This window comes from Caulobacter sp. P1_B12_2, from assembly GCF_056406675.1.
Map to the genome: position 1 here is coordinate 1 of NZ_JBFTZS010000567.1, position 2548 is coordinate 2548.

The following is a 2548-nucleotide window of genomic DNA, read 5'->3' on the forward strand; positions in this document are numbered from 1 at the left end:
CTGTTAAGCACCCGACGCATCACCACCGCGTCCTTGGCCCCATCTGGATGGGGATAATAGCCCTTTCTCAAGCCCACACGTTCGAAACCGGCGGCTTCGTAGAGCTTGATCGCCGCGACATTGTCGGCCGCGACCTCCAGAAACATCTCGAACGCGGCGGCTTCCCGGGCGATTCCGGCGGCCATTTCGACCAGGGCCGCGCCCCAGCCGCGACGCCGGGCGACCGGATCGACGGCCACGGTCAGGATCTCGGCCTCGCCGGCGACGGCGCGGCACAGGATGAAGCCTTTCGCGTCCATCGGGGCCTCCTCCGGATCGCCCGCCTCGCCCAACACGGCGAAGGCGCCGGGGCCCTTGAGCAGGGCCTCGAATTCATCGGCCGACCAGGGCCGGTCGAAGGCGCGGTCGTGCAAATCAGCGAGGGTGAAGCAGGCTTCCAGCCCGACGGGACGCAGGATCATGCCGCCGGCGCCACGGCATAGGGCGCGCGCAGATAGAGCGGCCGGGGCGAATGGCTCGGCGCGGGCTTGGCGGCGGCCAGGCGGGCGACGGCCACGGGGTCGGCGTAGGCCGGGGTCAGCACGGTCGCGTCGGGCAGAACCTCGGCGACCAGCGGCGCGCCCGAGCCGACCAGAGTGGCGGGACCGCCGGAATAGAGCTCGGCCAGACGCGCGGCGGCGACGCCTACTTCGAGGGCGTCCGGGGCCATCAGCGCCTTTCCGCCGTCGAAGACCTGCAGATAGACCTGACCCWTCTTGGCGTCGAGCACGCCGGCCACGAAGCCGGCCGCGCCCGAGGTGGCGGCCAGGGCCTCGAGGGTGTTGATCCCGACGCAAGGGATCGACAGGGCCGTGGCCAGGCCCTTGGCGAACGACAGGCCGACCCGCAGGCCAGTGAACGAGCCGGGGCCGACGGTGGCGGCGATGCGGGTCAGGTCGGCGAACTTGATCCCCGCCTCGGTCGCGACCTCACGGGCCAGGACAGCGATGCGCTCCTGATGGCCGCGGGTCATCGGCTCGCTGCGGGCGGCGCGGACGAGGTCGCCGTCCAGGATCGCGACCGAGCTGGCGCCCAGGCAGGTGTCGATGGCCAGGATCAAGGAGGGGGCGGTCATTGGACCGGCGCCCCGCCGCGCCAGAAGAACTCGCGCAGGAAGCCTTTTTCGCGCAGCATCGCCTCGGGCGGCATCACGTCCTGGGTCCAGCCGGGCACGCCGAACACGTAACGTAGCGCCGGCTCTCCGGGCTGGGTGCAGATCACCGCGTGGACGTCGCGGTCCTTGCCCATCCAGCAGCGCGGATAGTCCATGTCGGCGTCGGCCCACTTCATGCCCAGGGTTTCGCCTCGCGGGCCTTGGGGCGTTCCGCCGACGACGCGGATGTCGCCGACCTTGGTCGAGCCGGGATTGCCGTGAATCTCGATGACGCCGCCGCCCTGCTCGACGGTGACGCCCATCAGAGTCGATTTCGAGCCGTCGTCCCGAATGAACACGCCCTCGACTTTCGCCTTCGGGAAGCGCGGCTTGATCGCCTCCATCGAGAATTCGGTCTGGGCCATCACCGGGCCGACCGAGAATTCGTCCAGCGCCAGCGGGCCGCCTTCATAGGGCGTGAAGCGGTCGGTCGCCCCGGAGGCGTCCTGGCGGGTCACCACGGCGGGAGCAGAGACGGCGGGGGCGCCGGTCTTGGAGGCCGCGGGCTTGTCGGCCGGACCGCAGGCGGCCAGGGCCAGCAGCGCCCCGGCGAAGAGGAGGTGTCGGAGCATCGGATCAGGCCGCGCCGACGGCCGCCTGCTCGGCCGGACGCCAGACGAATTCGTTGAGCTGGCCCTTGGCCTTCAGCGTCTCGACCGGCGGCAGGCCGCCCTTGGTCCAGCCCGGCACGCCGAACACGTAGGACACGGTCGGGGCCTCGGGGCGCACGCAGACGGTCTGGTTGACGGTGCGGCCTTCGCCGGCCCGGCACTGGGCGATGTCGAAGCCCAGATCGGCCCACTTCGCCAGCAGCGCTTCGCCCTTGGGCCCTTCGACCGGTCCGCCCGCCAGGCGGATCTCGCCGATGCCGCCCTCGGCGCCCTTGCCGATCTCCAGCAGCGGGACGTTGTCCTGCTCGACCGTGAGGATCGGTCCGGGCGGGCCCTCGCCGGTGTGGATGAAGGCGCTCTTGACCACCGCCTTGGGGAACAGGGCCTTGATCGTGGCCAGGTCGAAGGCTGTCTCGCCGGTGATCGGTCCCACGCCGTCGGCGCGCACGTGCAGCGGCCCGCCGACATAGGGCGTGACCGCGATGGCGACGGGGCCGGACTTGGGAACCTCGGCGCTCGAGGCGGCCGGCGGCTTGGCGGTGTCGGCTTGCTTGGCGGGGCCGCAGGCGGCGAGCAGCAGCAACGGGGCGGCGATCAGGGCGAGGCGCTGGGTCATGAGGCGCCTTTTAGCATCTTTCATCCGGGCGGCGAGACGCCCCCTCCGTCACGATGCGTATTCGCATCGCGCCACCTCCCCCGCTTTGCGGGTGAGGAGTGGGCGGGTGAGGAGTGGGCGGGCGAGGAG

At 71.3% G+C, this 2548-nt stretch carries 4 protein-coding genes; all 4 read right to left on the reverse strand.

Translation table 11 applies throughout. From position 1 onward, the window contains the following. On the reverse strand, positions 1-461 hold a 461-nt coding region (locus tag AC1DZ6_RS23340), incomplete at its 3' end, for a GNAT family N-acetyltransferase (protein ID WP_477099493.1). Continuing rightward, entirely contained in the window at positions 458-1099 is a 642-nt protein-coding gene (gene tsaB, locus AC1DZ6_RS23345) for a tRNA (adenosine(37)-N6)-threonylcarbamoyltransferase complex dimerization subunit type 1 TsaB (RefSeq protein ID WP_477099496.1), read from the reverse strand. The genes AC1DZ6_RS23340 and tsaB, both read right to left, overlap by 4 nt. An 11-nt stretch (positions 1100-1110) precedes the next feature. Then, the gene (locus tag AC1DZ6_RS23350) at positions 1111-1764 is read right to left on the reverse strand and encodes a DUF1131 domain-containing protein (protein WP_477099494.1); all 654 of its coding nucleotides are present in this window, start codon (positions 1762-1764) and stop codon (positions 1111-1113) included. Positions 1765-1768: 4 nt separating this feature from the next. Further along, the gene (locus AC1DZ6_RS23355; RefSeq protein WP_477099495.1) at positions 1769-2419 is read right to left on the reverse strand and encodes a DUF1131 family protein; all 651 of its coding nucleotides are present in this window, start codon (positions 2417-2419) and stop codon (positions 1769-1771) included. Between the last annotated feature and the right edge of the window lie 129 nt (positions 2420-2548).

Bases quoted from the DNA above. Each gene is read 5' to 3' on its own strand.
- AC1DZ6_RS23355 (WP_477099495.1), bottom strand. From the start codon at position 2,419: ATGACCCAGCGCCTCGCCCTGATCGCCGCCCCGTTGCTGCTGCTCGCC.
- AC1DZ6_RS23350 (WP_477099494.1), bottom strand. From the start codon at position 1,764: ATGCTCCGACACCTCCTCTTCGCCGGGGCGCTGCTGGCCCTGGCCGCC.